Here is a 26,837-nt window from a genome sequence, read left to right on the forward strand (position 1 = left end):
AGGAGCGGAAAGACGCGCACAGCATGTCACCGGACCGACTCCGCCCCGGCCGGCGAAACGCCTGCGGGGTTGGGCTGAGCGGTCCTCGTCGTGAGACGATGCCGGTATGAATCGACTGGCTGAATCCCAGTCCCCTTACCTGCTCCAGCACGCCGAGAATCCGGTGGATTGGTGGCCGTGGTCCACCGAGGCGTTCGAGGAGGCGCGGCGGCGCGGTGTCCCGGTTCTCCTCAGCGTCGGGTACAGCAGTTGCCACTGGTGTCACGTCATGGCGCACGAATCGTTCGAGGACGAGGCCACCGCCGCGCTGCTGAACGAGAACTTCGTGTCGGTGAAGGTGGACCGGGAGGAGCGTCCGGACGTCGACGCCGTCTACATGGAGGCCGTCCAGGCCGCCACGGGGCACGGCGGCTGGCCGATGACGGTCTTCCTCACGCCGGACGCCGAGCCGTTCTACTTTGGTACCTACTTCCCGCCGGCGCCCCGCCACGGCATGCCCTCGTTCTCCCAGGTCCTGGAGGGCGTGAAGAGCGCCTGGGCGGACCGCAGGGAGGAGGTCGGCGAGGTCGCGGGGAAGATCGTGCGCGATCTCGCCGGCCGTTCGCTGGCCGTCGGCGGGGCGCAGCCGCCGGAGCGCGAGGACCTGCTCGCCGCCCTCATGCAGCTCACCCGGGAATTCGACGCGACCCGCGGCGGATTCGCCGGCGCGCCGAAATTCCCGCCGTCGATGGTGCTGGAATTCCTGCTGCGCCACCACGCGCGTACCGATTCCGAAGGCGCGCTGCAAATGGTGACGGCCACCTGCGAGGCGATGGCGCGCGGCGGCATTTACGACCAGCTCGGCGGCGGATTCGCGCGCTATTCCGTGGATGCGGAATGGGTGGTTCCGCATTTCGAGAAGATGCTGTACGACAATGCGCTGCTGTGCCGGGTGTACGCACACCTGTGGCGCGCCACGGGCTCCGGTCTCGCCCGCCGTATCGCCCTGGAGACCGCCGACTTCATGGTCCGCGAACTCCGCACCGACCAGCTCGGCTTCGCCTCCGCGCTGGACGCCGACAGCGACGACGGGTCGGGCCGCCACGTGGAGGGCGCGTACTACGTCTGGACGCCCGAGCAGTTGGCCGAGGTGCTGGGGGAGAAGGACGCGCAGGTGGCCGCCGAGTACTTCGGCGTCACCGAGGAGGGCACCTTCGAGGAGGGCGCCTCCGTGCTCCAGCTCCCCGACACCGACGGCCTCCTGGACGCCGACCGGATCGCGGGCATCAAGGAGCGGCTGCTCGCAGCGCGCGAGGAGCGGCCCCGCCCCGGCCGGGACGACAAGGTCGTGGCCGCCTGGAACGGTCTGGCCATCGCCGCGCTCGCGGAGACCGGCGCGTACTTCGACCGCCCGGACCTCGTCCAGGCCGCGACCGACGCCGCCGACCTGCTGGTCCGCGTCCACATGGACGGCCGGGCGCGGCTGCACCGCACCTCGCGCGACGGCATCCCCGGCACGAACTCCGGTGTCCTGGAGGACTACGCGGACGTCTCCGAGGGCTTCCTCGCGCTCGCCCAGGTCACCGGCGAAGGCGTGTGGGCCGACTTCGCCGGCCTGCTCCTGGACACCGTGCTGGTCCACTTCCGGGGCGAGGACGGCTCGCTGTACGACACCGCGGACGACGCCGAGACGCTGATCCGCCGCCCCCAGGACCCGACCGACAACGCCACGCCCTCGGGGTGGACCGCGGCGGCCGGCGCCCTGCTCTCGTATGCGGCGCTGACCGGCAGCTCGCCGCACCGGGAGGCCGCCGAGCAGGCGCTCGGCATCGTCAAGGCGCTCAGCGGCCGCGCCCCGCGCTTCATCGGCTGGGGGCTCGCGGCCGCCGAGGCGCTGCTGGACGGCCCGCGGGAGGTCGCGGTGGTCGGCTCGTACGACGACGAGGCCACCCGCGAACTGCACCGCACCGCGCTGCTGGGCACCGCGCCCGGCACGGTGGTCGCGGTCGGCGAGCCAGGGAGCGAGGAGGTGCCGCTCCTGAAGGACCGGCCGCTGCTGGACGGCCGCCCCGCCGCGTACGTATGCCGCGACTTCACCTGCGAGCGGCCCACCGCCGACCCGGGCGAACTGGCGGAGCGTCTGAAGCAGCACTGACCGCCGGGGAGCGGGCCCGTCTCCGTACCGCCGTACGGAGATGGGCCCGCTGTACGCAGACGGGCGCTAGCGTCGGATCCATGACCATCCGCAGTGAAGTGCCCACCACCCACCGCGAAGTCCGGCTGGCCGCCCGTCCCACGGGCGCGGTCACCGACGACCTCTTCGAGATCGCCGAAGTACCCGTACCGGAACCGGCGCCCGGTCAGATCCTCGTCCGCACCACCGCCATGGGCGTCGCCGCCGTGATGCGCACCCTCATGGACGAACAGAGCGCCGTACCGATGCCGTCCTACGAGGTCGGCGCCCCGCTGCACGGCTCCGCCGTGGGCGAGGTCGTGGCCGCGCCCGGTACCGATTTCGCCCCCGGCGACCTGGTGGAACACCGTCTCGGCTGGCGCGAGTTCGCCGTCATGGACGCCTCTCAGGCACAGCGCCTGGAGCCCGACCTGCTGCCCGACCCCGGCGCTTACCTCTCGCAGGGGCCCACCGCCCTGATGGGGATCGGGCGGGGCGCGGACGTGCGCCCCGGGGACACCGTGTTCATCACCGGGGCCGCAGGCGGCGTCGGCTCGCTGGCCGGGCAACTCGCCAAGCAGTGCGGCGCGGTACGCGTCATCGGCAGTACGGGCTCCCGCGCCAAGGCCGAGCGCCTCATGGACGGGCTCGGTTACGACGCCGTGGTGATCCGGGGTGAGGGGCCGATCCTGGACCAGCTCCGCAAGGCGGCGCCGGACGGCGTCGACGCGCTCTTCGACAACGTGGGCGGCGAGCAGTTGCAGGCGGCGCTGGCGCTCGCCAACCGCGGCGCCCGGATAGCGATCGTCGGCGCGCTGGCAGCGCAGATGTCCGCCACCGAGACGGCCACGACCGAGATCGACACGCTGTCGCTCCTCTCGCGCGGCATCACGCTGCGCGGCATGGCCCTCTTCGACCACCTGGATCTGATCTCGGAGTGGAACCGCCAGTTCGGCCAGGGGCTGCGCGACGGCACGCTCACCTTCCCGCATGTGCGGTTCCAGGGAATCGAGCAGGCCCCGCGCGCACTGCGGGAGTTGACCGAGGGCCGCCACCTCGGCGCGGTACTGGTGGATCTGTAGGGCGGCCCGGCCCGCCTCCGCGACCTCCCACGGCCGCCCCGGCCGACTCAGGCGGTCTCCCCGTTGTCAGTGGGATGTGTAACGCTCTAAGAGCGCACAGTCACATTCAGTGAGAGCTGGAGGGGGTGTTGCGGATGCGTAGAGCGATGCACGGAGCGGTCGTCCTGGCCGCCGCGGTGTATGTCGGCGGCTTCCTGGTGGGCGGCACGGCCGTGGTCCTCGCGCTGGTACTGGCCGGAGTGGCGGCCCTGACATGGCAAGTGGCCGCGGCGTCGAGGCCGCGGCCACGGTGGGGCCGGATCGCCGGGGGTGCCGGGACCGCGGCGGGCGGTCCCGGGCCCGTGTCAGGCGTGCGAATAGGCAACCAGCGAGATGCCCACGTAGTGCACGACGAAGGCGGCGAGGGTGAAGGAGTGGAAGACCTCATGGAAGCCGAACCACCGAGGTGACGGGTTCGGGCGCTTGATCCCGTAGATCACGCCGCCCGCGCTGTAGAGCAGCCCGCCGACGATCACGAGCACGAGGACGGCGATGCCGCCCTTCTGCAGGAAGTCCGGGAGGAAGAAGACCGCCGCCCAGCCCATCGCGATGTAGCACGGCGTGTAGAGCCATCGCGGCGCGCCGACCCAGAAGACGCGGAAGGCGATGCCGAGGGCGGCGGCCGCCCAGATGCCCCACAGCAGGAGGTCCCGGCGGCCGTCCGGGAGCAGCAGGATCGTCAGCGGGGTGTAGGTGCCCGCGATGATCAGAAAAATATTGGCGTGATCCAGCCGGCGCAGGATGCCCAGCACTCGTGGGCCCCAATTGCCCCGGTGGTATATGGCGCTGACGCCGAAGAGCAGGCAGGCGGTGAGCGTGTAGACGCCGCACGCCACCCGGCCGCGGGGGCTGTCGGCCAATGCGGTGAGCATGACTCCCGAGAAGAGGACCGCCGGGAACATCCCGGCGTGCAGCCACCCCCGGAGCTTGGGCTTGAGGGGGGTAGCCAGCGCGGAGACCGCGGAGGTCACGGCCTGAGCAGGGCTTTCGGCAGTGCGGCTGTCGGCGGCTTCGGGCGCGGAAGACATGGGCGCCACCCTATCTACGCCACCGTAAGTTACGGATCAGTCCGCTGAGTGGTGACGGTCACGAGGGGGCCCTCTGGACAGAATCCGGTCGGGGACGGATGATCATATGAGTGCGGTCGGCACCGGATGAGCGGTCACGAAGCATCCGGGTCGCAGCCCCCAAGGGGCCAACATCTTCAAAAGCGGACATTGTGCTGATGTTCGTAAAAACCCCTCATCTAGGAGCGATCGTGGCGCGCGACAACGCGGCTCCCTCCCTCAAGCGACCGACCAACCACCAGGAGCTCATCGCCTGGGTCGATGAGATCGCGTCGATCACCCAGCCGGACCGCATCGTGTGGTGCGACGGCTCGGAGGCGGAGTACGACCGCCTGTGTGAGGAACTGGTCGCCAAGGGAACGTTCAAGAAGCTCGACCCGATCAAGCGTCCCAACTCCTACTACGCGGCCTCCGACCCGAGGGACGTCGCCCGTGTCGAGGACCGCACCTTCATCTGCTCCGAGAAGGAGGAGGACGCGGGCCCCACGAACCACTGGAAAGCTCCCGCCGAGATGCGCGCCATCTTTACCGGGGAAAAAGGAAACAGCTTCTCCGGTGAGCAGGGCATCTTCCGGGGCGCGATGCGCGGCCGGACGATGTACGTCGTCCCGTTCTGCATGGGCCCGCTGGGCTCGCCGCTCTCCGCACTCGGCGTGGAGATCACCGACTCGGCATACGTCGCCGTCTCGATGCGCACCATGACCCGGATGGGCCAGCCGGTCCTGGACGAGCTGGGCTCCGACGGCTTCTTCGTCAAGGCCGTGCACACCCTCGGCGCCCCGCTCGCGGAGGGCGAGCAGGACGTGCCGTGGCCCTGCAACTCCACGAAGTACATCTCGCACTTCCCCGAGGACCGCGAGATCTGGTCCTACGGCTCGGGGTACGGCGGCAACGCCCTGCTCGGCAAGAAGTGCTACGCGCTGCGCATCGCCTCCGTCATGGCGCGCGACGAGGGCTGGCTCGCCGAGCACATGCTGATCCTCAAGCTCACCCCGCCGCAGGGCGAGCCGAAGTACGTCGCGGCCGCGTTCCCGAGCGCCTGCGGCAAGACCAACCTCGCGATGCTGGAGCCCACGATCTCCGGCTGGACGGTCGAGACGATCGGCGACGACATCGCCTGGATGCGGTTCGGCGAGGACGGCCGGCTGTACGCGATCAACCCCGAGGCCGGCTTCTTCGGCGTCGCGCCCGGCACCGGCGAGCACACCAACGCCAACGCCATGAAGACCCTGTGGGGCAACTCCGTCTTCACCAACGTCGCGCTCACCGACGACGGCGACGTCTGGTGGGAGGGCATGACGGAGGAGACCCCCGCCCACCTGACCGACTGGAAGGGCAACGACTGGACGCCGGAGTCGGAGACGCCGGCGGCGCACCCCAACGCCCGGTTCACCACCCCGGCCGGCCAGTGCCCGATCATCGCGCCCGAGTGGGAAGACCCCAAGGGCGTGCCGATCTCGGCGATCCTCTTCGGCGGCCGCCGCGCCAGCGCGGTACCGCTGGTCACCGAGTCCTTCGACTGGCAGCACGGCGTCTTCCTCGGTGCCAACGTCGCCTCCGAGAAGACCGCCGCCGCCGAGGGCAAGGTCGGCGAGCTGCGCCGCGACCCGTTCGCCATGCTGCCGTTCTGCGGCTACAACATGGGCGACTACATGGGTCACTGGGTCAAGGTCGGCAAGAACGCCGACGCGGCCAAGCTGCCCAAGATCTACTACGTCAACTGGTTCCGCAAGAACGACGCGGGCAAGTTCGTCTGGCCCGGCTTCGGTGAGAACAGCCGCGTCCTGAAGTGGATCGTGGAGCGCCTGGAGGGCAAGGCCGAGGGCGTCGAGACCCCCATCGGCATCCTGCCGACCAAGGAGTCCCTGGACACCGAGGGTCTGGACCTGCCCGAGGCGGACCTGGACTTCCTGCTCAGCGTCGATGCGGACGTCTGGCGCGACGAGGCTTCGCTGGTCCCCGAGCACCTCAACACCTTCGGTGACCACACGCCGAAGGAGATGTGGGACGAGTACCGCGCGCTGGTCAAGCGCCTGGGCTAGCGGGAGCGGCCGGCCGGCACAGCCGGCAGGAACGGTTCACGGAAGGGCCCCGTCACCGGTGGGTGACGGGGCCCTTCCGCGTGGTGGAGCTCCAGGGGCGGACGGGATGAGCACCACGGCCGCCCCCGGAGGAATGGGGGCGGGGGTCAGGCCGTGGCCAGCTTCCCCGCGTCGGCGTGGCGTCGCAGCAGCTCGGCGGCCAGCTCCGCGGCCGCCTTGTCGGACCGGGAATTCGCCACGACCAGGGCGTGCCCCGCGAGGGTGTGGGCGCGGCGGTGGAGCGAGGGAGCCCGCTCCGGGTCGCCGCCGGACGGCCGGGCGCGCAGCGGGAAGTCGCCGCCGCGGAGCCGAGCGACCTGCTCGGCGAGCCGGTCGGCGGCGTCGTCGAGCGAGCCGTCCGGCGTCAGCGCGCGCAGCTCGTCGAGGGTGGTCAGCAGTGCGGTCAGATGCCCGGCGAGCCGGATGTCCAGCTCCTCCTCGCGGGAGCGGTGCGGAAAGTCATCCTGCTCGGCCATGGTGTGGACCGACTTGGTGCGGATCGGCTCGTACATGGAATGGCCTCCTGGCAACGTCAGGAGACCATCCTACCTTGGACTGAGTCTAAAGTTGTCCCACGTACAGAAAAAGGATCCGTTCAGTACTGACCGTAACCGTCCAGGAAGGTGCCGATCCGGGTCACCGCGTCCGTCAGATCGTCCTTGTTCGGCAGCGTGACGAGGCGGAAGTGGTCCGGCTCCGGCCAGTTGAAGCCCGTGCCGTGCACGATCATGATCTTCTCGGCGCGCAGCAGGTCCAGCACCATCTGCCGGTCGTCCTTGATCTTGTACACCTTCGGATCCAGCCGCGGGAACGCGTACAGCGCGCCCTTGGGCTTCACGCAGCTCACGCCCGGGATCTGGGAGAGCAGGTCGAACGCGGCGTCCCGCTGCTCCAGCAGCCGGCCGCCCGGCAGCACCAGGTCGTTGATCGACTGGCGGCCGCCGAGCGCGGTGGCCACCGCGTGCTGGGCCGGCATGTTGGCGCACAGCCGCATGTTCGCGAGGATCGTCAGCCCCTCGATGTACGAGGTGGCATGCGCCTTCGGGCCGCACACCGCGAGCCAGCCGCTGCGGTAGCCCGCCACCCGGTACGCCTTGGACAGGCCGTTGAACGTCAGCGTCAGCAGGTCGGGGGCGAGGGACGCGAACGGGGTGTGCGTCACGCCGTCGTAGAGGATCTTGTCGTAGATCTCGTCGGCGCAGACGATCAGGTTGTGCCGGCGGGCGATCTCCGCGATGCCGCGCAGCAGCTCCTCGTCGTACACCGCACCCGTGGGGTTGTTCGGGTTGATGACGACGATGGCCTTGGTGCGGTCGGTGACCTTGCGCTCGATGTCGGCCAGGTCCGGCATCCAGTCCGCCTGCTCGTCGCAGCGGTAGTGCACGGCCGTGCCGCCGGAGAGTGAGACCGACGCCGTCCACAGCGGATAGTCCGGGGCCGGGACCAGCACCTCGTCGCCGTCGTCGAGCAGCGCCTGCATCGACATCTGGATCAGCTCGGAGACGCCGTTGCCGAGGTAGATGTCCTCGACGGACAGCTCGATGCCGCGGGTCTGGTAGTGCTGCATGACCGCGCGCCGCGCGGAGAGCAGGCCCTTCGCGTCGCCGTAGCCGTGCGCCGTGCCGACGCTGCGGAGGATGTCCTCCAGGATCTCCGGCGGGCACTCGAAGCCGAACGCGGCGGGGTTGCCGGTGTTGAGCTTGAGTATGCGATGACCTGCCGCCTCCAGCCGCATCGCCTCCTCAAGAACCGGGCCACGGATCTCGTAGCAGACATTGGCGAGCTTGGTTGACTGGATCACCTGCATGTCCGCCACCTTACGGGGGCGTAACAGGGGGCGCGCGGTGTTATTGCGCACGTGGGAGGCGGTGCGGGGCGGCGCGCCCGGCCGGCGCTCCGCCCCTTCGTTGTGCATTCCAAGCCCTCGGCGACTTGCCACCGATTTTTCGCAAGTCGTCACCATCGAGTGCTTCGTCATCGAAGCCCGGCAACGGAATCCGCAGGACGGTGCGGAGCGGCACCCGGGCGGGTGTGAGCTTCGACATGCCCGCGGGTATGTCCGCAGCCGTGCACGCAGCCGTGCACGCAGACATGCCCGCCGATGCGCCCGCCGCGGTGCTGGTCAGCCGCGCGCCGCGGGGGTGCGCCGCACTGACCGGCCCGCGAGGACGTCCGTCCGCTTGCCGTCCTCGATCACGAAGCGCCCGTCGATCAGCACGTGCGGGATGCCCGTCGGGAGCGTGCGCGGCACCTCGAAGGTCGCCCCCGCGGCCACCGTCTCCGGATCGAACAGCACCAGGTCGGCGCGGTACCCCTCGCGGACGAGTCCCCGGTCCGGCAGCCGCAGCCGGGCGGCGGCCCGCCCGGTGAGGTGCGCGACGCACTCCTCCAGCGAGAGAATGCCCAGCTCACGGACGTACTTGCCCAGGTACTGGGGGAACGTGCCGTACGCGCGCGGGTGCGGCTTGGCGCCCTGCAGGATGCCGTCGCTGCCGCCCGTGTGCACACGGTGCCGCATGATCTGCCGGACGTTCTCCTCGTGCCCGACGTGCTGCAGGATCGTCGAGCCGAGCCGGTCCTCGATGAGCAGCCGGCGGGCCGTGACCCACGGCTCCTCGCCGCGCTCGGCCGCGCTCTGCGCGACCGTCTTCCCGACGTACTCCGCGAGGTCCGGGTTCGAGACGCCGGAGATCTCGATCGTGTCCCACTCCATCGGGACGCCGTGGCAGCCGTCCGCGCCCTCGACCTCCACGACGTGCCGGATGCGGGCCGCCTCGGCGTCGTCCCGCAGCCGCGCGAGTATCGCCTCCGGGCCGCCCTCGCTCACCCAGCTCGGCAGCATCGCGACCAGCGTCGTACAGCCGGGGGTGTACGGATAGGTGTCCAGGCTGATGTCCGCGCCGTCGGCCAGGGCCTTGTCGAGCAGGGCCAGCAGCTCGGGGGCGCGGCCCTTGTTCACGCCGAAGTTCATGGTGGCGTGCGCGAGGTGCAGCGCACAGCCCGCCTCGCGCGTGAGGCCGACCATCTCCTCGTACGCCTGGAGCGCGCCCGCGCCGTACGAGCGGTGGTGCGGGCAGTAGTACCCCTCGTACCGGGCCACCACCCGGCACAGCTCGGCCAGCTCGGAGTCCGAGGCGTACATGCCGGGTGTGTAAGTGAGGCCCGAGGAGAGGCCGACGGCGCCCTGCTCCAGGCCCTCGGCGACCAGCCGCTTCATGCGGGCCAGCTCGGCGTCGGTCGCCGGGCGGTCGTCCCAGCCCATCGCCAGCATCCGGACCGTGCCCTGCGGGATCAGGTACGCGGCGTTGACCGCGATGCCGTGGCCGTCGAAGCCGTGGTCCAGCCGGTCGAGGTACTCGCCGACCGAGCGCCAGGTGAAGTCGATGGCCGTATCCCCGGGCGCACCGCCGTTCCAGCCCGCGATCTGGGCGCGGACCTCGGCGAGCGTGCGGTCGTCGACGGGTGCGTACGACAGGCCGTCCTGGCCGATCACTTCGAGGGTGACGCCTTGTGCGGCCTTCGCCTCGTGCGACGGGTCGCGCAGCAGGGCGAGGTCGCTGTGGGCGTGCATGTCGATGAATCCGGGGGAGAGGGCGAGACCGTGCGCGTCGATCACGCGCGCGGCCGTCGGACGGTCGCCCGCGCCCTCCCGCACGATGGCGGCGATGCGGCCGCCGTCCAGGGCCACGTCGGCCCGGTACGAGGCACCGCCGGTGCCGTCGATGACGCGTACGTCGCGGAGGACGAGATCCATGGCCGGTCTCCTCAGAAGAACGTACGGACGAAGTCCGACACCGTGCCGTCGGCCTCGACCAGCGGGATGAGCTGCCACTTGTCGAAGGACGTGCACGGGTGGGACAGGCCCATCCCGACCCAGTCGCCGACCTCCAGCTCGGTGCCCGGCTCGGTGCTGATCCAGGCGTGCTGGTCGGAGAGGCCGGTCACGGCGATGCCGTCGGCGGGGCGCACCGAGCCGTCCCGCGCGGACCGGACGACCTGCGCCTCGGGCAGGTCCAGGTCGTACGCCGCGTCCCGCTTGCCCGCGTTGGCGAACGCCTGCGTGCCGTTGGGGCGCGAGACGACCTGGGCCCACAGCCGGAAGGCGGGCTGCAGGGCGCCCTCGTCGGGGTGGCGGTTGAAGGGGGTGAGGTGGCGGTAGTGGCCGTCGTCGTGCGAGACGTACGCGCCGGAGCGCAGCAGCTTCAGTACCGGCCGGGACAGCTCCGGTACCTCGGCGAAGACCTCGGCGACCGTGTCGAACCACGCGCTGCCGCCCGCGCTCAGCACGATCTCGTCCAGGTCGGCGAAGCGGCCCGCCTTGTCGAAGTCGACGACGAGCGCCACGAGGCGGCGCAGCCAGGCGGCGACCCGCTCGGCGTTCGCGTCCGGTACCTCGCCCTCGTACCCGGCGATGCCGACCAGCCGAAGGGTGTCGGCGGCGGCGATCGCGTTGGCCAGGTCCAGGCAGGTGGCCTCGTCACGGACGCCGGTACGGGCCGCGTCGCCCGCGGCCAGCTCGATGACGACGTCCACCGGGCGGTTGGCGCCGGCCTCGCGCAGCGCGGCGTCCATCAGCTCGATGCCGCGCAGCGAGTCGACGTAACAGACGAAGCGGAAGTCCGGGTCGGCGGCCAGCTCGCCCGCCAGCCAGCGCAGCGCGGCGGCGTCCACCAGCTCATTCGCGAGGAAGATCCGCTGGATGCCGAAGGCACGGCAGACGCGGGCCTGGTGCGGCACGGCGACGGTGATGCCCCAGGCGCCGTGCGCCACCTGGCGCGCGAAGAGCTGCGGGGACATCGAGGTCTTGCCGTGCGGCGCGAAGGCCAGGCCGTGCCGGGTGGAGTAGTCCTCCATCAGGGCGAGGTTGTGCTCGACCGACTCGGCGGACAGGGCCAGGACAGGGGTGGTGAAGCCGCCGGTGAAGAGGTTGCGGCGCTGGGCCGCCAGGGCGCCGACCGTGAGTCCTTCCGCGTCCGGGGGGAGGGCCTTGAAGCGGTGGTCCACCCGTTCGTCCGCGAGCTGTCCGATGGGGTGGTCGGACTGGGGATCGGCGGCCATGGGATGTCTCCTCAAATTTCCTGTTGCATCATCTGCAACGCCCATTGCGCATATCGCTGAATGCTGTCTAGCATCCGTTTCATCGTCGGGTCAATGGTGGGAAACAGGGAGCTGAACACGCCCCCGCACCACCACCACGGCCCCGCCCCACCCACCGCAAGGAGCAGGGAAACACCGTGACCACAGCGACCACGCCACCGCACGTCACCGCCGACGTCGTCTGCCTGGGCGAGTCCATGGTCACCTTCCTGCCCGCACGCCCCGGCAGACTCGCCGACGTGCCCTCCTTCGACCGCGGTATAGGCGGCGCCGAGTCCAACGTCGCCTGCGCGCTGGCCGCCATCGGGCACACCGCCCGGTGGATCTCCCGGGTCGGCACCGACGGCTTCGGCGACCACCTCCTGGAGGCGATCGCCGCCCACGGCGTCGACGTCACCCATGTCCAGCGCGACCCCAAGCGCCCGACCGGCATCTACTTCCGTACCGCGGGCGAGCGCGCCACCGGTGCCGAGTCGGGGGAGGACGGGCAGGACCTCGCCGAGGTCGTCTACTACCGCGCCGGCTCCGCCGCCTCCGCGATGACCCCCGCCCTCCTCGACGAACAGGCCCTCTGGGACGCCCGCGTCGTCCACGTCACCGGCATCACCGCCGCCCTCTCCGACGGCTGCCTCGACGTCCTGAAGACGATCACGGAGCGCCGCCCGGGCCGCCCGCTCGTCTCCTTCGACCTCAACTACCGCGTCGGCCTCTGGCAGGACCGCGCCGAGCAGGCGCCCGGCATCCTCCTCGGTCTCGCCCGCGGCTGCGACCTGGTCTTCGTCGGCGAGGACGAGGCCGCGGCCGCCTGGGACGTGCACGGCCCCGCCGCCGTACGCGCGGCGCTCCCCGAGCCCGGCGTCCTCGTCGTCAAGCAGGGCGGCGAAGGCGCCACGGTGTACGAACGACAGCCCGACGGCACCGACACTATGACCTTCGCGCCCGCGCTCAAGGTCGAGGTGGCGGCCCCGGTCGGCGCCGGCGACGCCTTCGCCGCCGGCTTCCTCTCCGCGACCCTGCGCGGCCTGCCCGTCTTCGACCGCATCCGGCACGGCCACCTCATGGCCGCCGCCTCCCTCACCGTCCCCGGCGACCTCGGCACCCCACCGGCCCGCGAGCTCACCGACCACCTCGTCGCACTCGACGCGGCCGCCTGGGAGACACTGCGACTCGGCCCCGGCTGGACGGACGACGGGGCCGTGAACGTACGGGTGGAGGTCCCCTCATGAGTCAGACAGTCGACCGCGCTTTGAGCATCCTGCCGTTGCTCGCGCAGGGCCCTGCCAACCTGGAGCAGGTCGCCGACCGGCTCGGCGTGCACAAGTCCACCGCCCTGCGGCTGCTGCGCACCCTGCACGAGCACGGCATGGTGTACCGCCAGTCCGACCAGCGCTACCGCCTCGGCGCCCGGCTCTTCGCCCTCGCCCAGGAAGCCGTCGAGAACCTGGACGTGCGCGAGATCGCGCATCCCCACCTCGCCGAGCTCAACGAAAAGGTCGGCCACACCGTCCACCTAGCGGTGTATGAGGAGAACGAGGTCCTCTACATCGACAAGGTCGAGAGCCGCTACCCGGTCCGGATGTACTCGCGCATCGGCAAGCCCGTCGCGATCACCGTCGCCGCGGTCGCCAAGCTGCTGCTCGCCGACCTCCCCGAGCCCGAGCGCCGCGCCGTCGCCGAGCGGCTCGACTATCCCCAGTACACGGCCCGTTCGACCCCCGACGCCACGGCCTTCCTGGCCGAGCTGGCCAAGGTGCGCGAACAGGGCTGGGCCACCGACCTCGGTGGCCACGAGGAGTCCATCAACTGCATCGGGGCACCCATCCGCGGTGCGGACGGCCGGCTGGTCGCGGCGATGTCGGTCTCCGCGCCGAACGTCGTCGTCTCCGCCGAGGAACTCCTCGCACTGCTCCCGCTGGTGCGCCGTACCGCGGACGCCATCAGCCGGGAGTACTCCGGCAACGCACCGGTAAGAACCCCGCAGGACCACAAGGAAGCCTGAGAACCACCATGACCGAGAAGACCGCCCTCACCCCGGCCACCCACACCACCCCGCCCGCGAAGTTCTCCCACGGCGTCAAGAAGGGCAACATCCTTCAGGTCGCCGGCCAGGTCGGCTTCCTCCCGGCCGAGGAGGGCAAGGCCCCCACCCCCGCGGGCCCGACCCTGCGCGAGCAGACCCTGCAGACCTTCGCCAACGTCCAGGCGATCCTCGAAGAGGGCGGCGCGACCTGGGACGACGTCATGATGATGCGCGTCTACCTCACCGACGTCGACCACTTCGCCGAGATGAACGAGATCTACAACGCGTACTTCGAGGAGCAGGGCCTGAAGGAGGCGCCGGCCGCCCGTACCACCGTGTACGTCGGCCTGCCCAAGGGCCTGCTCATCGAGATCGACGCGCTCGCCGTCCTCGGCTGAGCCGCACCCCCGCCGATCCGTACCCCCGCCCTCCCGCTACTTCACGGAAAGAGGCGTCGGCCCCCTTGCCGTTAGCGCGAGTCCTTCCCCACCCGCACGACCTGCCGCACGGCGCGGCGTCCCGTGCCGACGGGGCGCCGTGCCGCGGTCCCCCCTGCCTGGAACCCCCCTGCCTGACAACGGAGTCCCGCCATGTCCCCCCAGCTCCTCGCCGCGGCCCCCACCCCACCGCCACCACCACCGCACACCGGCGGTCTGCTCGCCCTGATCCCGGGCACGCCCGGCCTGCTCACCGTCGCGGCCCTCGGCATCGCCCTCCTCCTCGTCCTGATCATCAAGGTCAGGCTGCAGCCCTTCGTCGCGCTGCTCTCCGTCTCCATCGTGGTCGGCCTGGCCGCCGGGCTCTCCGTCACCGAACTCTTCGGCACCGTCCAGAAGTCCGACGTCGTCTCGATGATCGAGAGCGGCATGGGCGGCATCCTCGGCCACGTCGCCATCATCATCGGGCTGGGCACGATGCTCGGCGCGATACTCGAAGTCTCCGGCGGCGCCGAGGTGCTCAGCGCCCGTCTGCTCCGTCTCTTCGGTGAGAAGCGCGCGCCCCTCGCCATGGGCCTGACCGGCCTGATCTTCGGTATCCCGGTCTTCTTCGACGTCGGCATCTTCGTGCTCGCGCCGATCGTCTACGCGGCCGCCAAGCGGTCCGGCAAGTCGATCGTCCTGTACGCCATGCCGCTGCTGGCCGGCCTGTCGATGACGCACGCCTTCCTGCCGCCGCACCCGGGTCCGGTCGCCGCGGCCGGACTCTTCAAGGTCGACCTCGGCTGGATCATCCTGATGGGCCTGATCTGCGGCATCCCGGCCGTGCTGGCGGCCTGGGCCTACGCCGCCTGGATCGGCAAGCGCGTCTTCGTGCCCGTCCCGCACGACATGGTCGAGGCCGCCGAGGAGGCCAAGGCCGCGGTCGCCGCGGAGAAGGCGGCGACCGGCGCCGGCGCCGACGAGAAGCCCGTGCCGCTGGGCACCGTCCTCGCCATCATCGGCACCCCGCTGGTCCTCATCCTCCTCGCGACCTTCTCCTCCATCGCGCTGCAACCGTCCTCCGGCCGCTCGGTCATCGAGTTCTTCGGCCACCCCTTCACGGCCCTGACCATCGCGCTGATCCTGGCGTACTACCTCCTCGGCATCCGCCGCGGCTGGTCCCGCAAGTCCCTGGAGACGGTCTCCACCGCGTCCCTGAAGCCGGTCGGCAACATCCTGCTGGTCGTCGGCGCGGGCGGGATCTTCGGCGCGGTCCTCAAGGGCAGCGGCGTGGCCGACGCCCTCTCCGACACCTTCCAGAACGTCGGCCTGCCGGTCATCGTGCTGGCCTGGCTGCTCTCCGTCGTCCTCCGCGTCGCGCAGGGCTCCGCCACGGTCGCCATCGTCACCACCGCCGGCATCGTGCTCCCCCTGGTCGAGTCCCAGCACCTCTCCCAGCCGCACCTGGCCCTGGTCATCATGGCCATCTCGGCGGGCTCGATCTTCGCCTCGCATGTGAACGACGGGGGCTTCTGGATGGTCGCGAAGTACTTCGGGATCTCCGAACGCGACACCCTCAAGACCTGGACGGTCCTGGAGTCCGTGCTCTCCGTCGCGGGCTTCGTGGTCGCGGCACTGGTGAGCCTCGTGGTCTGACAGTGCTCCTCGTGGTCTGAAGCGGTCATGGCCGTGCACGGTGATTGCCGTGCACGGTCATTGCCTTGGCGCCCCGGTGCCTCGACTATGTGCATGACAACGCCGGAGAGTGAGATCTCTGGTTCGCATATCGGAGAGGACCCCACATGCACAGACCTCTCGTCGGCGCTCTCGCCAGCGCCGTACTCGGCAGCACCGCTCTCATAGGGGCGGGCGCCGCGCCCGCCGCGGCCGATGCGCCGCGCGCCAAGGCAGTGGACTTCGCCGGGACCGTGGCGCTCAGCAACTGCTCCGGCTCGCTGGTGCGGATGCCGGACTCGGCGGACACCGACAAGGCACTGGTCATGTCCAACGGGCACTGCGTGGAGTCGGGGATGCCGGGGGCCGGCGAGGTCCTCGTCGACCAGCCGTCCAGCCGCAGCTTCACGGTGCTCAGCTCCTCCGGCGGCAACAAGGGCACGGTGCGGGCCAGCAAGATCGCGTACGCGACGATGACGGACACCGACGTCTCGCTGTACGAACTCACCTCCACCTACGCCGACATCCAGAAGAAGTACGGCATCAAGGCGCTGCCGCTGGCGACCGAGCACCCCGTGCAGGGAGCCGGCATCAAGGTCGTCTCCGGGTACTGGAAGAAGATCTACTCGTGCAGCATCGACGGGTTCGTGCATGAGCTGAAGGAGGGGGAGTGGACCTGGAAGGACTCGGTCCGCTACACCTCCGCGTGCAACACCATTGGCGGCACGTCCGGTTCACCGGTGATCGACACGGCGACCGGCAAGGTCGCGGCGATCAACAACACCGGTAATGAGGACGGCGGCCGGTGCACGGTGAACAACCCGTGCGAGGTCGACGAGAACGGCACCGTGACGGTCCGGCAGGGCATCAACTACGCCCAGCAGACCTACACCATCCCCAAGTGCTTCGGTACGGGCAACAAGCTCGACCTGGCGAGGGAGGGGTGCACGCTGCCCAGGCCGGCCGGGGAGTAACCGGGCGTGGGCCCGCCGCCGGGGAGAGCCGGCGGCGGGCCCGTACGCGAGCGGTGGGATGGACCCGCGCGCGTGGGGGGGTGGCGCTCAGGAGGTCACAGACCGTGGACGTGGCCGCCGACCTCGTTCGCGAAGGCGTTGCCGTTCGCCGCGTCCCAGTTGGTCGACCAGGTCATGGCGCCGCGCAGCCCGGGGTAGGTCTTCGACGGCTTGAAGGAGCCGCAGCCGGTGCCCTTGGTGAGGCAGTCCAGGGCGGCGTTGACCACGTCCGGTGCGACGTATCCGCTGCCGGCGGCCTTCGGGGACGCCGGGACGCCGATGCCGACCTGCGACGCGTCCAGGCCGTTCTCCAGTTGAATACAGGCCAGTGCGGTGAGGAAGTCCACCGAGCCCTGGCTGTAGACCTTGCCGTCGCAGCCGTTCATCGAGCCGCTGTTGTAGTACTGCATGTTGACCGCCGTGAGGAAGTCCTTGATGCCGAGCGCGGTCTTGAAGTACTCGTTCTCCGGCGACTGCATGTCGACGGTCTGCGGCGCCATGGTGACCACGAGGTCGCCGTGCGCGGCGTGCAGGGACTTCAGCGCCTGGGTCATATACGTGGAATTGAGGCCGTTCTCCAGGTCGATGTCGACGCCGTCGAAGCCGTATTCGTCCATCAGCCGGCCGACGGAATCGGCGAAGTTCTTCGCGGAAGCCTCATCGGCGACGGAGACGGCGCCCTTCTCGCCGCCGACCGAGAGGATGACGGATTTACCGGCCGCCTTTTTGGCCTTGATGTCCGCTTTGAAGTCGTCCGTCGAGGCATAGCCGAGCGCCGGGTCGAGGGTGAAGCCGACCTGGCCCGGTGTGCCGGTGGCGTCGGCGAACGCGACGGCGATGATGTCGTAGGCGTCGGGGACGTCCTCGAGCTTCTGGACGGTGGCGCCGTTGTCGAAGTTCTGCCAGTAGCCGGTGACCGCGTGCGCAGGTGGGGCGGCCTGGGCGGGCTGGACGGCGCCGGCCGCCGTCAGTCCGGCGGCCGTCAGCGCGGCGGCGGCGAGAGTGCCGAGCAGTCTCTTCGTGAGCGTGAACGTGCGGGTGCGTGGGCGTACCACGGCAGCCTCCGGTGGGGGGTGTGGGGTGTGACGGAGTGCGTGTTCAGGGGCCCCTGTTGCTGCCCTACAACGTGGTCCAGACCAATAATTCTGTCAAGGGTCCGAGCGGAACGGGAATTGGCGCAGATCACGTTTCGGGGCGTCATTTCCGGGACAGGGGGCCGAATTCCCCGGCGGGCGAACGCCGTTCGGGTGTGTGCTGCGGAGAGCGGAATTCCCCTGGGAGCGAACAGGGCGCGGGGCTGCCCGGATCGGTACGGAATGGCGGGTCGTGGGTGGGTCGTTGCGGGCGGATACGCGGCAACTGAGCGTCATATGCCCGTACTTGTGGCTGGATCGCGCCCCTTGTCCGGATCCAACCACGTGACGAGTTGTAAACTTGAGCATTCAACAGTAACGGCTGTGGATAGATCGCCGTTGATCGGTAAATGATCTCCGGAATGGCTACCGTGAGAGCGTTGTGGTGGCGGTCGCCGGAGGCGGCGGAGTGTTTTCTGTTGCCCGGGACGGGGCTAAAGTCTGCGCAGGACAAGACACCGCAGCGAGGGAAGTTGTGGAGCGACTGACGTGGTGAAACGGGGACACACACATGCCGACCGCGATAGCCGTCACCAGCCCTGATCTGGTGCTGGCGCCGCCCGACAGGGTGACGCCCCCCGCGCATGTGCTCGGCCCTCCGGAACGCCAGTCGCTGGACGACGCGCTCTCCCAGATGTATTTCCTCCTGGAGCAGCACGGCCATGTCCTGGTGGTCCACTCCCACGCGGCGCCGCAGGAGCACGTGCGCCGTCTGCAGACCCTCCGTGCCGTCCTGGAAAGTGACCGGATCGCGTTGATCAGTAGCGCATTGCCGCCGCTCGGCGCCGGCCTGCTGGTCCGTCAGTTACGCCAGCTCTCGGCGTGCGACGTGGGCCCCGGCGTGCTCGGCGCGGCCGCGAAGCTGCTCACGTACTACATCCACGCGGGCGCGCTGCTGAACAGCGTGACCCGCCTCGACGCCGTGCCCGTCAGCCTCAAGGCGCACGCCAGATCCTGGGTGCCGGGCTCGCAGTTCGCCGTGCTGGCCCATCCGACCCCGGAGCTGGTCATGCTCGGCGCGGACGGCGCCCGGCTGCCCGGCCCCGACTTCCCCACCCACCTGACGGTGGCGCAGGGGCAGTTCGTCTCCGAGTGGCCGCGGTCCCTGGCCCGTCAGTGGTCCGTCCAGGCCGTGCAGCAGGCCGAACTGCCCGCCGAGTCGGCTCGCTGGTGGGGGACCGGCCGGCTGACCGAGTTCGCGGCCGGCATCGCGGACACCGACGTACTCGCCCGGCTCGTGGCCTCCGTGCACCGCTTCCCCTGCCCCTGGTGCGGTCTGGAACTGATCGGCGACCGCTGTGCGTTCTGTGCTGCCCCGGTGCTCCCCGCGGAGCACTCCAGTCCCTCCGGCACCGCCGCCACCCGCGGAGCCGGACCGTCCGGCCGGTCGCGGTAGCGGCCACCCGGTGCGGCGGTCACAGTGGGCACATGGACGGATTACTCGGCGACGGGGGCGGCACACGACCCGCTCACGGCCCCGTCGCACCCGCACCACCCCTGCGTCATGCCCCGCCCCGCTCACCGTAATCGCCCTGAACGAGGTAGTCCGCAACCATGAACTCACGCCAGCGCCGCGGCATCGTCCTGCTGCTCCTGTCGGTCCTGTGCGCATTCGGCGCCTTCGCCGGCGTCCTGTCGGTGATCAGCGACGTGCAGTCCAAGGTGGGGCCCGAGGTCTCCGCGTACGAGCTGCGGACCGATGTCGCCGCGTACAAGACCCTGAGCGAGGGGCAGTTCCGCAAGGTCCAGGTGCCCGAGCGCTGGCTGCCGAGCACCGCGGTGCGGGACCTGGACCAGGTGGTGGGCAGGATCGCGGTCAATCCGCTGCGGAAGGGCTCGCTGCTCCAGTCCGACATGGTCGCCGACCGGCCGGCCCTGAAGCCGGGCCAGCAGGAGATCGCGATCATGATCGACGCGGCGACCGGCGTGGCCGGCAAGATCACCCCCGGCTCCTCGGTCAACATCTACGCCACCTTCGCCGGGGAGGACGGCGACGCCAACAGCTCCAAGGTGATCGTCAGCAACGCCAAGGTCATCGACGTCGGCCGGCTCACCGCGCTCAAGCCCCGGCCGGGCGAGACGGCCAACGGCGGCGAGGCGGTGCCGATCACGTTCGCGCTCAAGACGCTGGACGCGCAGCGCGTCGCGTACGCGGAGTCCTTCGCCACCCACGTACGCCTGGCGCTGGTCGCGCCGGGCAGCGACGCTGCTATCCCGGACGACCAGCGGGACTACACCCTGGCCGGGGACAAGTGAGGTAACGGATGGTCACACGAATCCTCCCGGCCGTCGGCGACGCCGAAGCGGCCCGCGCGGTGACGACGCTGCTGAGCCAGCTTCCGGACACCGAGCCGGCGCCGCCCGTCGGCAATTCGACGCTGCTGCTCGACACCCTCGCGCAGCTCGCCGAGGAATCGCTCGCCGACCTGCCGGAGGTCGTCCTCGTCCACGAGCGCGTCGGCCCGGTGCCGGCGCTGGAGCTGATCCGCGAGGTCGCCCTCCGTTTCCCGGCGGTCGGGGTGATTCTGATAACCGCCGACACCGGTTCCGGGGTGTACGCCGCCGCCATGGACTCCGGCGCCCGCGGCGTCGTCGGGCTGCCCCTGTCGTACGACGAGCTGTCGGCGCGCGTGCACGCGGCGGGGAACTGGGCGGCCGGGGTGCGCCGCCACCTGGGCGCGGACTCCGGGCTGCCGACCGGCCCCGGCGGCACGGTCATCACGGTCAGCGGCGCCAAGGGCGGCGTCGGGACCACCACGCTCTCCGTACAGCTCGCGCTGGCGGCCCGGGCGGTGGGCCAACACGTGGCGCTGGTCGACATGGACCTCCAGAGCGGCGACGTCGCGTCCTACCTGGACGTGCAGTTCCGCCGGTCCATCGCCGACCTGGCCGGCATCAAGGACATCTCGCCGCGCGTCCTGCAGGACGTGGTGCTGCACCACGAGACGGGCGTCGGGCTGCTGCTCGCGCCCGGGGAGGGGGAGCGCGGCGAGGAGGTGGACGAGCGGACCACCCGGCAGGTCATCGGCGCGCTGCGCAGCCGGTACCACGTGGTGATCGTCGACTGCGGGTCCCAGCTCACCGGCGCGAACGCGGCGGCGGTGGAGATGGCCGACGGCGCGCTGCTGGTCGTCACCCCGGACGTGGTCACGGTACGGGCCGCCAAGCGCACCGTACGGATGTGGGACCGCCTCCAGGTGCGCAAGGCCGAGGACACCCTGGCGGTGGTCAACCGGCACACCCGCACCACCGAGATCCAGCCGCCGCTGGTCGAGCGGATCGTCGGCACCCGCGTGGCCCGTACGGCCGTGCCCGCGGGCTTCAAGGAGCTGCAGCCCGCGGTCGACGCGGGCCGGATGCAGGACCTGGACGACCGGGGCCAGGTCAAGCAGGCGATGTGGGCGCTGGCCGGCGAACTGGGCCTGGGCCGGGGGCCGGAGGACGGGCCGGTGGGGCACGGCCGGAGCAGGCGCGGCAAGTACCGCAACGACCGGGGCTCGATCGGCTTCCGGCGCCGCCGCGGTGCGGACCGCGGCGGCGCGGCCGCCGCGGACAGACCGGGCGGGGAGGGCTGACCGATGACGCCCTGGCGGGTACGTGTCGCGCGGCGGACGCGGGAGGACCGGGGGCAGGTCGTGGTGGAGTTCCTCGGCATGCTGCCGCTCATCGTGACCACCCTGGTGCTGCTGTGGCAGTGCGCGCTGGTCGGTTTCACGTACACGCTGGCCGGAAACGCCGCGGACCGGGCGGCCCGCGCGGGCAGCTCCGGCGGCCCGGGGGCGTGCGAGCGCGGCGGTACGGAGGACCTGGGCGCGAGCTGGCGCGCGGGCGCCACGGTCTCCTGCACGCCCGCGCCCGGCCTCGTCAAGGCCGAGGTCGCCCTCAAGGTGCCCGTCCTCTTCCCCGGCTCGCTCGCCTTCCCCTTCCGGGTCACCGGCGAGGCCGCCGCCGTGAAGGAGGACTGAGCCATGGCGCATCGGACACGCCCCGGCGCACGGCGGCGGGCCGACCGGGGCCAGACGGCCGTCGAGTTCGTCGGCATGCTGCCGGTCCTGATCCTGGTCGGGCTGGCGCTGGTCCAGTTCGGCATCGCCGCGTACGCGATCCAGCAGACCGGTACGGGAGCGCGCGCCGCGGCCCGCACCGCGGGGCTGGACGAGCCGGAGATCACCCCGGACGCCGCCGGGCGGGCGGCGATGAGCGGCTGGCTCGCCAAGGGGGCCACCTTCTCACCGGGCTCCGGGGGGCCGGGCGCGGTGACGGTGACCGCCACGGTACGCATCCCCTCGATCATCCCGTTCGTCGACGACCTCGGCGCCACCGAGAAGACCGTCACCATGCCGCGTACGAAGGAGTCCGGACCATGAGCCTGAGGGCGCGCATCAACGCTCCCGAGGCCCCCAACGGGCAGCAGGAGGAGAATCACCTCGTCGCCGTCTACCGCGGCAAGCTGCTGGAGGAGATCGACCTCGCGGAGATGTCCTCGCTGGCCGCCGCCGAGCGGCGGGCCCGGCTGGAGCGCGTACTGGGCCACATCATCAGCCGCGAGGGCCCGGTCCTCTCCACCCACGAGCGCGCCATGCTCATCCGGCGCGTCGTCGACGAGGCGCTGGGCCTGGGCATCCTCGAACCGCTCCTGGAGGACGCCTCGATCACCGAGATCATGGTGAACGGGCCCGACCAGATCTTCGTCGAGCGGGCCGGCAAGGTCGAGCTGCTGCCGCTGCGGTTCGCCTCCAACGAGCAGCTCATGCAGACCATCGAGCGCATCGTCTCCACGGTCAACCGCCGGGTGGACGAGACCAATCCGATGGTCGACGCGCGGCTGCCCTCCGGCGAGCGGGTCAACGTCATCATCCCGCCGCTGGCGCTGTCCGGCGCCGCGCTCACCATCCGCCGCTTCCCCCGCTCCTACACCCTGCAGGAGATGATCGGCCTCGGCTCGCTGGACGAGCACATGCTGATGCTGCTCTCGGGGCTGGTCCGGGCGAAGTTCAACATCGTCGTCTCCGGCTCGACCGGCTCCGGCAAGACCACGCTGCTCAACGCGCTCTCCGGGCTGATCCCCGAGGGCGAGCGCATCATCACCATCGAGGACTCCGCCGAGCTCCAGCTCCAGCAGGCGCACGTCATCACCCTGGAGGCCCGCCCTGCCAACGTCGAGGGCAAGGGCCGGATCACCATCCGCGACCTGGTGCGCAACTCCCTCCGCATGCGCCCGGACCGGATCATCGTCGGCGAGGTGCGCGGCGGCGAGACGCTGGACATGCTGCAGGCGATGTCCACGGGCCACGACGGCTCGCTGGCCACCGTGCACGCCAACAGCGCGGAGGACGCGCTGATGCGGCTGCAGACCCTGGCGTCGATGTCCGAGGTCGAGATCCCGTTCGTGGCGATCAAGGACCAGATCAACAGCGCGCTGGACGTGCTGGTCCAGCTCACCCGGCACGCCGACGGCACCCGCAAGATCAGCGAGATCGCGATCGTGGACTCCTACGGCCGCGAGGACTACCGGCTCGTCTCGGTCGCCAAGTTCCTGCCCCGCCCGATGGGCGCGGACGGCACGGTGCACGGCAGCTTCGAGTACTACCCGCTGCCGCGCCGTGTCGCTGACCGCCTCTACATGAAGAACGAACCGCTCCCGGCCGCCTTCGGCGTCGCCTCCGACGCCGGCCAGCTCGTCGTCCGCAAGGGCGAGTACCCCGCCTGACCCTCCGCCCGTCCACCCCGCCCCCTCACGGAGGAAACCCCCGCCGCCATGGACAACCTCGCGCTCCTGACGATCGGCGCCACGCTGCTGTGCTGCGTGCTCGCCGTGCTCGGCGTGTACGCCGTCGCCTCGGGCCGGGCCCAGCACGCCGCGCTGGTCGACCGGCTCGACCGGACCGGGCAGTTCCGGGCGCCGGGCCACCGCCGCGGCTTCGACGGCCTGGACCGCCGGCTGCGCGGGACGCGGTTCGGCAAGCGGCTGGAGATCCGGCTCGCCGCGACCGGCCTGGACCTCACGCCCGGCGCGTTCTTCGCCGCCATGGTCGCGGGGGTGCTCGGCCTGTGGCTGCTCGCCAGTGTGCTGCTCGCGCCGTTCTTCGGACCGATCGCCGGCGCCGCGGGCCTGTGGGGCGCGTTCGCGTACCTCAACTGGCAGCGCCAGAAGCGCACCGAGCGGTTCATCAATCAGCTCCCCGAGCTCTCCCGGGTCCTCGCCAACGCCACCCAGGCGGGCCTGGCGCTCCGTACCGCGCTGGCCATGGCCGCCGAGGAGCTGGAGGCCCCGGCCGGGGAGGAGCTGGGCAAGGTCGCCGACCAGCTCGCCATCGGCCACTCCATCGACGACGCGCTCGGCGCGCTCGCCGAACGGCTGCCCTCGCGCGAGCTGGTCGTCCTGGTCACCACGCTCGTACTCGCCAACCGGGCCGGCGGCACGGTCGTCAGCTCGCTGCGCAACCTCACCGAGACGCTGGAGGAGCGCAAGGAGACCCGCCGCGAGGTCCGTACGCAGCTCTCGCAGGTCACCGCCACCGGGTACGTCGTCCCGCTGCTGGGCCTGGGCGCGCTGCTCGTCATGAACGGCATCTGGCCCGGCGCGCTGGACAAGATCACCGGCAGCGTACTGGGCCAGGGCACGATCCTCGTCTCGCTCGCCCTGTACGCGCTGGGCTTCTTCCTCGTCCGCCGGCTCGGCAAGATCGACGTCTGAGAGGCGCACCATGGGACTCCTCTTCGCCCTCCTCCTCGGCCTCGCCGTCCTCGGCGCGGTGTACGGCTGGCGGCTCTACCGCTCCGAGGCCAAGCTGCCCGGCGACCTCGTCGTGGCGCTGGAGGTCGGCTCCTCCCGCACCAGCGCGGCGGGCTCGGCCATCGACCGGCTCGGCATGCGCTACGCGCCGATGGTGCTGCGCATGATGGGCCCCCAGCGCGTCGACCGGCTGCGCAAGCGCATCGACATGGCGGGCAATCCCGGCGGCCTCACCGTCGACCGGTACGCGGCCCGCCGCTTCGTCTACGGCGTCACCGGCGCGCTCGGCGCCCTCGCGATGGCGGCGAACGGCCAGCCGGTCCTGGCGCTCCTGATGATCGCGTTCGGCCTCTTCTGGGTCGAGGTCGCCCTCTGGTCCGCCGTCCGGCAGCGCAAGGAGGCCATCGAGCGCACCCTCCCGGACTTCCTCGACGTGCTCGCCGTCGTGGTCTCGGCGGGCCTCGGCTTCCGCCAGGCCCTGGACCGTACCGCCGAGAAGTACCAGGGCCCCTGGTCTGACGAACTGCGCATCACGCTGCGCCAGATGGACATGGGCGTCAGCCGCCGCCAGGCGTTCGAGGAGCTGCGCCGGCGCAACGACTCCGAGCAGGTCGCGATGTTCGTCACCGCGCTCCAGCAGGGCGAGGAGCTGGGCGCGCCGATCGTCGACACGCTCATCGCGATCGCCAACGACATGCGGCGCACCGACGCCCAGAACGCCCGCCGCAAGGCGGCCAGGGCCGTGCCGAAGGCCACCACGACGATCACGATGGTCATGGTCCCGGCCACGATCCTGCTGATCGGCGCGGGGATGTTCCTGGGATCGGGGCTGCTGGGGTGAAGCGCGGCGCGGCGGACCGGCGGGACCGGCGGAACGGTATGTTCCGGCGGCGCGCCGCCGCGCCCATCACCGCGGGCGGACCGCTGCCGCCGCACGGCCCCGAGGACCCGGCCGCGCCCACTGCCGAGCCCACCCTCCGCCTCCAGCTCAGCGCCCTCCAGGCGCTGTGCCGGCAGGTCTTCGGCTTCCGGCTGGCGATGATCGCTCTCGCCACCCCGTTCGCCATCTACGGCACCAAGCGCGGCTGGCCCACCGTCCTGGTCTGCTCCGCCGTGCTGTTCACCTTCATGGCCTCCTACATGCTCTTCCGCGACTGGGAACGCTTCGGGCCGCTGCTGCTGCGCCACCACTGGCTGCTCGCCCTGGACGCCGCCTTCGGTGCCCTGCTCCTCTTCACGGCCTCGCCCGCCAGCCCGCTCAGCTACGTCACGATGTGCACGCCGCTGCTGGCGGGCCTGGCCTACGGCTGGCGCGGCGCGGGCGTCTTCGCCTCGCTGACCGTCTGCATCGTCCTGCTGGCGTACATCGGCGACGCGGACCTCGACGTCACGCTCGCCGGCTCCACCCTGCTGCCCGGCGTCTGCGTCCTGGCCGGCGCGGTCGGCGTCACCCTGCGCAATCTGATGCTGCGGTTCGGCGCGGCCAGCCAGGCGCTCACCGAGACCCGCTCCCGGCTCGCCGTCAACGAGGCCGTCGAGTCCGAACGGGCCCGGCTCGCCCGCGAGATGCACGACTCGGTCGCCAAGACCCTGCACGGCCTGGCGCTGGCCGCCGACGGCCTGGCCGGCTCCGCCGACCGCACCGACCCCACCACGGTCAAGCGCCGGGCCGAACTGGTCTCCCGTGCGGCGCGCCGGGCCGCGGCCGAGTCCCGCGAACTCCTCTCCGACCTGCGGCGCGAGACCGGCCTGGACGGCGGCGTCGACGTCTTCGGCGAACTGTCCGCGCGCGTCGCCGACTTCGCCCGGCGTACCGGCTTCACGGCCTGCTACCGCCCGCTCGGCGACGCCCCCGCGCCCCCCGTACCGCAGGCCATCGCCCGCCAGCTGCTCACCATCGTCACCGAGGCGATGGACAACGCCCGCCGGCACGCGGCACCCAGCCGCCTGGACGTCACGGCGGGCGTGGTCGAGAGCAGCCTGCGCATCAGCGTGTACGACGACGGCCGCGGCCTGCCGCCCGGCACTACCCTGGACGGCCTGCGCAGGGCCGGGCACTTCGGCCTGGTCGGCATGGTGGAGCGGGCGGCCGGCATCGGCGCCCGCATCCGCATCGGCCGCGGCCGCGCCACCAAGGGGACGGAGGTTCGGGTGGAACTGCCGCTGGCGGCCGTCCTGCCGAAGGCGCCGTTCGCGCCGCTCCCCGTACCGCCGTCCCGTCCCCCCGCCAGGCCGTGAGAGGAGGCCGCACCATGCCGGAGTTCCGCAAACCGGGCGGCGCGCCCGCCACCGACCCGTTCGCCTTCGACGACATGTTCCCCTTC

Annotated in this window: 23 protein-coding genes; 17 read left to right on the forward strand and 6 right to left on the reverse strand. The window is 71.2% G+C overall.

All coding sequences use genetic code 11. The features are described from left to right. Positions 1 to 106 precede the first annotated feature (106 nt). Entirely contained in the window at positions 107 to 2,134 is a 2,028-nt protein-coding gene (locus IG84_RS0126940; protein ID WP_031062417.1) for a thioredoxin domain-containing protein, read from the forward strand. Between the two features lie 80 nt (positions 2,135 to 2,214). Then, the gene (locus IG84_RS0126945; RefSeq protein ID WP_031062418.1) at positions 2,215 to 3,234 is read left to right on the forward strand and encodes an MDR family NADP-dependent oxidoreductase; all 1,020 of its coding nucleotides are present in this window, start codon (positions 2,215 to 2,217) and stop codon (positions 3,232 to 3,234) included. Positions 3,235 to 3,578: 344 nt separating this feature from the next. On the opposite strand, the gene trhA is transcribed toward IG84_RS0126945, so the two are convergent. Next, the gene (gene trhA, locus IG84_RS0126950; RefSeq protein ID WP_031062420.1) at positions 3,579 to 4,301 is read right to left on the reverse strand and encodes a PAQR family membrane homeostasis protein TrhA; all 723 of its coding nucleotides are present in this window, start codon (positions 4,299 to 4,301) and stop codon (positions 3,579 to 3,581) included. A 230-nt stretch (positions 4,302 to 4,531) separates the two neighbouring features. On the opposite strand from trhA, the gene IG84_RS0126955 reads away from it, so the two are divergent. After that, positions 4,532 to 6,382, forward strand: coding sequence for a phosphoenolpyruvate carboxykinase (GTP) (locus IG84_RS0126955; protein WP_031062422.1), 1,851 nt, complete (start codon positions 4,532 to 4,534; stop codon positions 6,380 to 6,382). A gap of 146 nt (positions 6,383 to 6,528) precedes the next feature. Here the strand turns inward: IG84_RS0126955 and IG84_RS0126960 are convergent, their stop codons facing one another. The 4 genes from IG84_RS0126960 to IG84_RS0126975 form a co-directional block, all read right to left on the reverse strand. Further along, positions 6,529 to 6,933 (reverse strand): SCO4983 family protein, encoded by a 405-nt coding sequence (locus tag IG84_RS0126960; RefSeq protein WP_031062424.1) that lies wholly within the window; start codon positions 6,931 to 6,933, stop codon positions 6,529 to 6,531. Positions 6,934 to 7,016: 83 nt separating this feature from the next. Then, positions 7,017 to 8,228: a pyridoxal phosphate-dependent aminotransferase gene (locus IG84_RS0126965; RefSeq protein WP_031062426.1), complete on the reverse strand. Its 1,212-nt coding sequence runs from the start codon at positions 8,226 to 8,228 to the stop codon at positions 7,017 to 7,019. A 315-nt stretch (positions 8,229 to 8,543) separates the two neighbouring features. Continuing rightward, positions 8,544 to 10,175, reverse strand: a complete 1,632-nt coding sequence (locus tag IG84_RS0126970; RefSeq protein WP_031062429.1) for an N-acyl-D-amino-acid deacylase family protein — start codon at positions 10,173 to 10,175, stop codon at positions 8,544 to 8,546. Between the two features lie 11 nt (positions 10,176 to 10,186). Then, on the reverse strand, positions 10,187 to 11,479 hold the full coding sequence (locus IG84_RS0126975) for an amino acid deaminase (protein ID WP_031062430.1): 1,293 nt from the start codon (positions 11,477 to 11,479) through the stop codon (positions 10,187 to 10,189). Between the two features lie 236 nt (positions 11,480 to 11,715). On the opposite strand from IG84_RS0126975, the gene IG84_RS0126980 reads away from it, so the two are divergent. From IG84_RS0126980 to IG84_RS0127000, 5 genes are all read left to right on the forward strand, one after another. Beyond that, the gene (locus tag IG84_RS0126980; RefSeq protein ID WP_107053971.1) at positions 11,716 to 12,744 is read left to right on the forward strand and encodes a sugar kinase; all 1,029 of its coding nucleotides are present in this window, start codon (positions 11,716 to 11,718) and stop codon (positions 12,742 to 12,744) included. Beyond that, positions 12,741 to 13,517, forward strand: coding sequence for an IclR family transcriptional regulator (locus IG84_RS0126985; RefSeq protein ID WP_031062433.1), 777 nt, complete (start codon positions 12,741 to 12,743; stop codon positions 13,515 to 13,517). The genes IG84_RS0126980 and IG84_RS0126985 overlap by 4 nt, the downstream gene beginning before the upstream one ends. An 8-nt stretch (positions 13,518 to 13,525) precedes the next feature. Further along, positions 13,526 to 13,936: a RidA family protein gene (locus tag IG84_RS0126990; RefSeq protein WP_031062435.1), complete on the forward strand. Its 411-nt coding sequence runs from the start codon at positions 13,526 to 13,528 to the stop codon at positions 13,934 to 13,936. Between the two features lie 192 nt (positions 13,937 to 14,128). Continuing rightward, positions 14,129 to 15,613, forward strand: coding sequence for a GntP family permease (locus IG84_RS0126995; RefSeq protein ID WP_031062436.1), 1,485 nt, complete (start codon positions 14,129 to 14,131; stop codon positions 15,611 to 15,613). A 146-nt stretch (positions 15,614 to 15,759) separates the two neighbouring features. Then, positions 15,760 to 16,605, forward strand: coding sequence for a S1 family peptidase (locus tag IG84_RS0127000; protein ID WP_031062438.1), 846 nt, complete (start codon positions 15,760 to 15,762; stop codon positions 16,603 to 16,605). Positions 16,606 to 16,700: 95 nt separating this feature from the next. Here IG84_RS0127000 and IG84_RS0127005 read toward each other — a convergent pair whose 3' ends face one another. After that, on the reverse strand, positions 16,701 to 17,699 hold the full coding sequence (locus tag IG84_RS0127005) for a chitinase (protein ID WP_031062439.1): 999 nt from the start codon (positions 17,697 to 17,699) through the stop codon (positions 16,701 to 16,703). Between the two features lie 589 nt (positions 17,700 to 18,288). On the opposite strand from IG84_RS0127005, the gene IG84_RS0127010 reads away from it, so the two are divergent. The 9 genes from IG84_RS0127010 to IG84_RS0127050 all read left to right on the forward strand — a co-directional run bounded on the left by IG84_RS0127010 (position 18,289) and on the right by IG84_RS0127050 (position 26,751). Next, the gene (locus tag IG84_RS0127010) at positions 18,289 to 19,173 is read left to right on the forward strand and encodes a hypothetical protein (RefSeq protein WP_037800920.1); all 885 of its coding nucleotides are present in this window, start codon (positions 18,289 to 18,291) and stop codon (positions 19,171 to 19,173) included. A 158-nt stretch (positions 19,174 to 19,331) separates the two neighbouring features. After that, positions 19,332 to 20,033 carry a Flp pilus assembly protein CpaB gene (cpaB, locus tag IG84_RS0127015; RefSeq protein ID WP_031062444.1) on the forward strand — a complete coding sequence of 234 codons (702 nt, stop codon included), beginning with the start codon at positions 19,332 to 19,334 and terminating at the stop codon, positions 20,031 to 20,033. Between the two features lie 8 nt (positions 20,034 to 20,041). Beyond that, positions 20,042 to 21,352, forward strand: a complete 1,311-nt coding sequence (locus IG84_RS0127020; RefSeq protein ID WP_051862469.1) for a CpaE/TadZ family protein — start codon at positions 20,042 to 20,044, stop codon at positions 21,350 to 21,352. A gap of 3 nt (positions 21,353 to 21,355) precedes the next feature. After that, positions 21,356 to 21,742 carry a TadE/TadG family type IV pilus assembly protein gene (locus IG84_RS0127025; RefSeq protein WP_031062448.1) on the forward strand — a complete coding sequence of 129 codons (387 nt, stop codon included), beginning with the start codon at positions 21,356 to 21,358 and terminating at the stop codon, positions 21,740 to 21,742. 3 nt (positions 21,743 to 21,745) lie between these two features. Next, the gene (locus IG84_RS0127030) at positions 21,746 to 22,144 is read left to right on the forward strand and encodes a TadE family protein (protein ID WP_037800921.1); all 399 of its coding nucleotides are present in this window, start codon (positions 21,746 to 21,748) and stop codon (positions 22,142 to 22,144) included. Next, entirely contained in the window at positions 22,141 to 23,487 is a 1,347-nt protein-coding gene (locus IG84_RS0127035; protein ID WP_031062452.1) for a TadA family conjugal transfer-associated ATPase, read from the forward strand. Before IG84_RS0127030 ends, IG84_RS0127035 begins: the two co-directional genes overlap by 4 nt. 48 nt (positions 23,488 to 23,535) lie before the next feature. Further along, entirely contained in the window at positions 23,536 to 24,474 is a 939-nt protein-coding gene (locus tag IG84_RS0127040; RefSeq protein ID WP_031062454.1) for a type II secretion system F family protein, read from the forward strand. Positions 24,475 to 24,484: 10 nt separating this feature from the next. Then, entirely contained in the window at positions 24,485 to 25,354 is an 870-nt protein-coding gene (locus IG84_RS0127045) for a DUF5936 domain-containing protein (protein ID WP_031062456.1), read from the forward strand. A 38-nt stretch (positions 25,355 to 25,392) separates the two neighbouring features. After that, complete coding sequence (locus IG84_RS0127050) at positions 25,393 to 26,751, forward strand: sensor histidine kinase (protein WP_078649450.1); 1,359 nt, start codon at positions 25,393 to 25,395, stop codon at positions 26,749 to 26,751. Positions 26,752 to 26,837: the final 86 nt, after the last annotated feature.

Origin of the sequence: Streptomyces ochraceiscleroticus, from assembly GCF_000720485.1 — a bacterium.
In the GTDB taxonomy this organism is placed as follows: domain Bacteria; phylum Actinomycetota; class Actinomycetes; order Streptomycetales; family Streptomycetaceae; genus Streptomyces; species Streptomyces ochraceiscleroticus.